The organism is Phycicoccus elongatus Lp2 (assembly GCF_000367525.1).
Classification (GTDB): domain Bacteria; phylum Actinomycetota; class Actinomycetes; order Actinomycetales; family Dermatophilaceae; genus Phycicoccus_A; species Phycicoccus_A elongatus.
In genome coordinates, this window is the sequence record NZ_HF570956.1 from 2478494 (window position 1) to 2484919 (window position 6426).

General features: G+C 68.8%; 7 protein-coding genes. 4 read left to right on the top strand and 3 right to left on the bottom strand.

The features are described from left to right. Position 1: 1 nt before the first annotated feature. On the bottom strand, positions 2 to 1081 hold the full coding sequence (locus BN10_RS11910) for an HpcH/HpaI aldolase/citrate lyase family protein (RefSeq protein ID WP_010851500.1): 1080 nt from the start codon (positions 1079 to 1081) through the stop codon (positions 2 to 4). A 107-nt stretch (positions 1082 to 1188) separates the two neighbouring features. Here BN10_RS11910 and BN10_RS11915 point away from each other — a divergent pair, with 107 nt between their 5' ends. From BN10_RS11915 to BN10_RS11930, 4 genes are read left to right on the top strand one after another with little or no spacing between them, the layout of a single operon-like run. Then, positions 1189 to 1785 (top strand): hypothetical protein, encoded by a 597-nt coding sequence (locus BN10_RS11915; protein ID WP_233354313.1) that lies wholly within the window; start codon positions 1189 to 1191, stop codon positions 1783 to 1785. Positions 1786 to 1826: 41 nt separating this feature from the next. After that, complete coding sequence (locus BN10_RS11920) at positions 1827 to 3125, top strand: magnesium transporter MgtE N-terminal domain-containing protein (RefSeq protein ID WP_010851502.1); 1299 nt, start codon at positions 1827 to 1829, stop codon at positions 3123 to 3125. After that, positions 3118 to 3678: a DUF1003 domain-containing protein gene (locus tag BN10_RS11925; RefSeq protein ID WP_010851503.1), complete on the top strand. Its 561-nt coding sequence runs from the start codon at positions 3118 to 3120 to the stop codon at positions 3676 to 3678. The genes BN10_RS11920 and BN10_RS11925 overlap by 8 nt, the downstream gene beginning before the upstream one ends. Before the next feature lie 9 nt (positions 3679 to 3687). Continuing rightward, positions 3688 to 4821, top strand: a complete 1134-nt coding sequence (locus BN10_RS11930; RefSeq protein WP_010851504.1) for an Mrp/NBP35 family ATP-binding protein — start codon at positions 3688 to 3690, stop codon at positions 4819 to 4821. 33 nt (positions 4822 to 4854) lie between these two features. Here the strand turns inward: BN10_RS11930 and BN10_RS11935 are convergent, their stop codons facing one another. Then, positions 4855 to 5337: a Sec-independent protein translocase family protein gene (locus tag BN10_RS11935; protein ID WP_010851505.1), complete on the bottom strand. Its 483-nt coding sequence runs from the start codon at positions 5335 to 5337 to the stop codon at positions 4855 to 4857. Between the two features lie 38 nt (positions 5338 to 5375). After that, on the bottom strand, positions 5376 to 6426 hold a 1051-nt coding region (locus BN10_RS11940; protein ID WP_156917393.1), incomplete at its 5' end, for a S1C family serine protease.

Sequence of the window (6426 nt, forward strand, 5' to 3'; positions counted from 1 at the left end):
CTCAGGCCTCGCTTCCGGCGTCGCCCTCGCCCGCGGCATACACCTGCGCGAGTTCGGGGTCCGAGGACGAGAGTCGTTCTGCCAGTTCGAGAATGACGAGGCACTGCTTGAGCGAGGCGTCGTCCTCCATCTTCCCGTCGAGCATCACCGCGCCCGTGCCGTCACCCATCGCCGCCTTGACGCGTCGCGCGTGCGCGACATCGCCCACGGAGGGCGAGAAGACCTTCTTCGCGATCGCGATCTGCACCGGGTGCAGCGACCAGGCGCCCACACAACCAAGGAGGAAGGCGTTGCGGAACTGGTCCTCGCACGCGACGACATCCTTGATGTCCCCGAACGGTCCGTAGTAGGGGAAGATTCCATGCATCGCGCAGGCATCGACCATGCGCGCGATCGTGTAGTGCCAGAGATCCTGTTGATACGTGGTCCGCGCCCCGTCGATGTCGCCGTCGACGGGATCCTGGCGTACCAGGTAGCCCGGATGCCCACCACCGACACGCGTTGTCTTCATCCGCCGGTCGGCGGCGAGGTCGGCAGGGCCGAGCGAGATGCCCTGCATCCGCGGTGACGCACCACAGATCTCCTCGACATTGGCCACACCCCGCGCCGTCTCCAGAATGGCGTGGACGAGGATCGGTCGCGCCAGCCCCGCCCGCGCCTCCAACTGGGCCAGCAGGCGATCGATGTAGTGGATGTCCTCGGCGCCCTGCACCTTCGGCACCATGATGACATCGAGTTTGTCGCCGATCTCGGTGACCAGGGTCGTGAGGTCGTCGAGCACCCACGGGCTGTCCAGGGCATTGACACGCGTCCAGAGCTGGGTGTGCTCACCGAAATCGGTGGCCTTGGCGATGTCCACGAGCCCCTGCCGGGCGGCTTCCTTGTTGTCGGCCTTCACCGCGTCCTCGAGGTTGCCGAGCAGCACGTCGACCGAGCCGACGAGGTCGGGCACCTTGGCCGCCATCTTCGGGTTGCTGGGGTCGAAGAAGTGGATCATCCGGCTCGGGCGGGCCGGCACGTCACGCAGCGGGGCGGGGGCGCCGACGGCGAGCGGGGCGAAGAAGTCCTTGGCGGAGCGCATGGCGCACTGACCTTTCGACGATGGAGGATCTGCCGGGGAACGTACCAGCGCGGCGCGGCCCAGCGTTATGAGCCAGTTCACGCGTGGTCAACGGCATACTGACGCGCATGACGGAGCCCACGCGACCGCTCCCCGACGCGCCCGCGGAGGCGACCGACAGCGCACCCGCAGCGGTCAACATCACCCGACTGGTCGCCGAAGCGATGAGCAAGTCGGGCATCCTCTGGATCCGCCTTCCGGGCGGTGACACCCACCCGGCGTGGTTCGTCTGGCACGACGACGGTGACGAGCGCGGGACCGGCCCCGCGGCCTACGTCATCTCGGGTATCGGCGAGCAACCGCTCCCCTGGCTGCCGGCCGAGGTCGACCTCCTCCTGCGCAGCAAGGACTCCGGAGGCCGCCTGCTCACCATCGGCGCCACCGTGCGTGAGATCGCTCCCACCGACGACGCGTGGGAGGCCGCGGCTGCCCTCCTGCGCCCGGAACGGCTCAACCTCGTCGGCACCACGGAGGACGTCGACACGCGCTGGCGGCAGGGCTGCACGATCCACGTCCTCACCCCCCACGGGCGACCCACCGAGCAACCCGGAGCGTATGCCGCGGAGCCCGGTTCCCGTCGGATCGCCCCCGCGAAGGCCGCGACGGCGCGCTGGCGCCCCTGGCACTGGCGAGGGCGGCCGCAGTCCCGGCGCGGCACCCGGTGAGGTCCCACGCGTCCCTTGCGTGACGTCGATACCCTTGGCCCGTGGCAACGACAACGCGCGTCTTCGTCGGACGCCTGGCCCAGCTGAGCGTGTTCGACCCGCTCGGCGAGAAGCTGGGTCGGGTCCGTGACGTCGTCGTCACCTTCAGCACCCAGCGGACCCGGCCCCGGGTCATCGGTCTGGTCATCGAGGTGGGCTCGCGCAAGCGGATCTTTGTCCCGATGACCCGGGTCATCAGCGTCGAGGGTGGGCAGGTCCTGACGACCGGCTTGGTCAACGTGCGTCGCTTCGAACAGCGCGCCAACGAGACCCTCGTGTTGGCCGAACTCGTCGAGCGTCATGTCCAGGTCAAGGTCGGTGGCGAGTTCGTCGACGCGATCATCGAGGACATCGGGTTGGAGCAGGCGGCGAACCGAGCGTGGTCGGTGACCCGCGCGTTCGTCCGGAAGAGGACCGGTGGCTCCCTCAACCCCTTCTCCAGTCGGCGTCGCGGCGAAACCTTCGTCACGCCGATCGAGGACGTCCTGGACCTGCGCGAGGTCAAGGCGGCCCAGAGTGCTGCGCGGCTGCTCGAGACATACCAGGACATGAAGCCGGCCGACCTGGCCGAGGTCATCCATGATCTCGCGCCCAAGCGGCGAGCCGAGGTGGCGGCAGCCCTGGACGACGACCGACTCGCCGACGTCATCGAGGAACTGCCCGCCGACGACCAGATCGAGATCCTCGTGGGTCTGCAGGTGGAACGAGCCGCCGACGTTCTCGAGGCGATGGAGCCCGACGACGCCGCCGACCTGCTCTCCGAGTTGCCCCCCGAGCGCCAGGAGGAACTCCTGGAGAAGATGGACCAGGACGAGGCCGAGGACCTGCGCCGCCTGCTCACCTACGACGACGACACGGCGGGCGGTCTGATGACCACCGAGCCGGTCATCATGGGACCGGAGGCGTCCATCGCCGAGGCGCTGGCGCTGGTCCGGCGTGAAGAGCTCGCCACCGCGCTCGCGACCACCGTCTTCGTCTGCCGGCCACCGCTCGAGACGCCGACCGGCCGCTACCTCGGCATGGTCCACATCCAGCGTCTGCTGCGCGAGCCACCCCATGCACCGATCGGCGGCATCCTCGACAAGGACGTCGAGCCGCTCACTCCCGATGCGAGCCTGGGCCAGATCACTCGCATGCTGGCCAACTACAACATGGTGGGCCTACCGGTCGTGGACGACGAGTCCGGTGCCCTGCTCGGTGCCGTGACCGTGGACGACGTGCTCGACCACATCCTCCCCGAGGACTGGCGCGAGGACCGGCACGAGCCGGACCAGGAGCACCCCGAGGTGGTTCATGGCTGAGCGTCGCTCGGAGCGGCTGGACCAGCCCCGCGAGAACGTCCGCCGCTTCACCCTGCCGTCGTGGATGACGAACGAGGCCTTCGGCCTCATCTCCGAGAAGTTCGCCCGCTTCATGGGGACCGCGCAGTTCCTCATCGGCATGACGGTCTTCGTCGGGATCTGGCTGATCTGGAACACGTGGGGACCCAAGAACCTCCAGTTCGACCCGCGTGACCTCAACTACACCCTGCTCACGCTGATCCTCAGTCTCCAGGCCTCGTATGCAGCGCCGCTGATCCTCCTCGCACAGAACCGGCAGGCCGACCGCGACCGGGTCGCCACCGAGCAGGACCGCAGCCGGGACGAGCGCAACTTGGCCGACACCGAGTTCCTCACGCGCGAGGTGGCCGCCCTGCGGCTCGCGTTGCGCGAGACCGCCACCCGCGACTTCGTGCGCTCCGAGCTGCGGGACCTACTCGATGAACTCGAGGAACGTGGGCTGCGGATCACCGCCGATCCCGAGGCTCCCGTCGCCAAGAAACCCCGGGTGGGGAAGCCCCCGAAGGCGACCTAGACTCGGGGCATGTCTGTCGTGCCCCGAGAAGCCCTCGCAGCCGCCCTCGCCACCGTCGACGACCCGGAGATCCGCAAGCCGATCACCGAGCTCGGCATGGTCGAGTCGTGCACCTGCGACGAGGCCGGACGGGTCGCCGTGACCATCCTGCTCACCGTCTCCGGCTGCCCCCTCAAGGACAAGCTCACCAAGGACACGACCGCCGCCCTGATGAAGGTCGAGGGTGTCACCTCGGTCGAGGTCACCCTCGGGGTCATGTCGGACGAGCAGCGCGGCGAGCTCAAGACCAAACTCCGGGGCGGTGCCGCCGAGCGTGAGGTCCCCTTCGCCAAGGCGGGTTCCCTCACCCGGGTGTATGCCGTGGCCTCGGGCAAGGGGGGCGTCGGCAAGTCGTCGGTGACCGCCAACCTCGCGGCTGCCCTGGCCGCCGAGGGCTTGAAGGTGGGCGTGGTCGACGCCGACATCTATGGCTTCTCGATCCCCCGGATGCTCGGCGTCGAGGGCAAGCCGACCCAGGTCGACGACATGATCCTGCCGCCGGTGCAGCACGACGTGAAGGTCATCTCGATCGGCATGTTCGTGCCGGGCAACCAGCCGGTCGTGTGGCGTGGCCCGATGCTCCACCGGGCCCTGCAGCAGTTCCTCGCCGACGTCTTCTGGGGAGACCTCGACGTGCTGCTCCTCGACCTGCCGCCAGGGACCGGCGATGTCGCGATCTCGGTCGCCCAGCTCATCCCGGGCGCTGAGATCCTCGTCGTCACGACACCCCAGCAGGCGGCGGCGGAGGTGGCCGAGCGCGCCGGTTCGATCGCCTTGCAGACCCACCAGCGGGTCGCCGGCGTCATCGAGAACATGTCGTGGCTCGAGCTCCCCGACGGCTCACGCCAGGAGATCTTCGGCAGCGGTGGCGGTCAGGCCGTCGCGGACTCGCTCACCCGCTCCATCGGTGCCGAGGTCTCACTGCTCGGCCAGATCCCGCTCGACACCACGCTGCGGATCGGTGCCGACGAAGGCATGCCCGTGGTGCTCGGCCAGCCCGACTCCCCTGCCGCCGTGGCCCTGCGCGGGATCGCTCGGGGTCTGGCCTCACGGGCCCGCGGCCTGGCCGGACGCTCCCTCGGCCTCACCCCGGCCGGCCGCTGACCCCAACTTCTGCGTCATGCAGAAGTTGGGTTTTCAGGTGGCCTCGGCGTCCCAGTAGGACGCACGTCCGGATGGAACCATGCTCCCGACCGCGCCCATCACCGCCGAGCCGGTCACCGCAGCGCCGACCACCGCGGGGGCAACTGGCGCCGACCCGTGATTCGCGAGCACCTCACGGGCCGTGTCCTTGACACTGACCACATCGTCACGCACCGTCCGGGCCTCGTCGGCCAACTCCTTGAACGGCTGCGACACATAGTCGAGCGGCTCGGCCAGTGCCTCCCGCACGATCCGGCGAGGGTCGTATTGACGGGGGTCGTACTGCCGCCAGTTGATGTCTTGGTACTCAGGGCCCAACTGGTCCTTGAGGGTGACCTTGGCACCCTCCGCCATCACCCGGAGCTTGCGCACACCCTGGGCGAGCTTCGCGGCATACTCCGGCAATCGCTCGGGGCCGAGGATGACGACGGCGAGCACGATGAGGATGAGGAACTCCCAACCATTGATGCCCAGCACTGCGGTCCTCTCCCGAACTCCAGCCGACGGCCGCCGGATCAGTCCGTCGACGCTTCGAGGACCATGGTGACATCCTCGTCCTTGCCGCCGCGACGCACGGTCAGGGTGACCTTGTCACCGACGTCGAGGGCCCGGATGCCGACGACCAAGGCGTCGGGGTTGGTCACCGGCTTGCCGTTGAGCGCGACGATGATGTCGCCCGCCTTCAGGCCCGCCTTGGCGGCCGGACCGTTCGCGGTGACCGGATCCTGGCCGTTCGGCAGGCTGTCGCGGACCTTGACGCCCTCACCTTCGTACTCCTGGTCGAGGTAGACCCCGATGACCGGGTGCACGGCCTTGCCCTTGGTGATCAATTGCTCGACTGTCTTCTTGACCTGCGCCGAGGGGATGGCGAAGCCGACCCCGATGCTCCCAGCCTGGCCGGTGGATCCGGTTCCCGGTGCGGTGGCGATCGCCGAGTTCACGCCGATGACCTCGCCGGCCATGTTGAGCAGGGGGCCACCGGAGTTGCCGGGGTTGATCGCCGCATCGGTCTGGATGGCATTGATGAAGGAGGTGTCCGAGGCGCTGCCGGCCGCGACCGGTCGGTCCAGGGCACTGACGATGCCTGCGGTCACGGTGGACTCCAGCCCGAGCGGAGCACCGACGGCGATGACCTCGTCACCGACGACAACCTTGGAGGAGTCGCCGACCGGCAACGGGGTCAGGTCGGTGCGCTCGACCTTGATGACGGCCAGGTCATAGGGCTGGTCACGCCCGACGATGGTGGCCTTGGACTGCTTGCCATTGCTGAGCACGACGGTGATGTCACCCCCGTTGGCGGCGTCGGCGACGACGTGGTTGTTGGTGACGATGTGGCCCTGGTCGTCCAGCACCCAACCAGACCCGGTGCCCTCGCTCGTCCCCGACTTGACCTCGATGGTCACCACGCTCGGCATGGCCTTGGCCGCGATGTTGGCGATCGACCCGGCCGGCCGGGTGGTCGCGCCCGCACCAGCGGTCGGCGCCGGTCCTTGAGTCGTCGAGGGGGTGGACGAGGTGAAGGACATCTTCCCGTTGGCCGCCAGCCAGCCCCCCAGCAGCCCACCG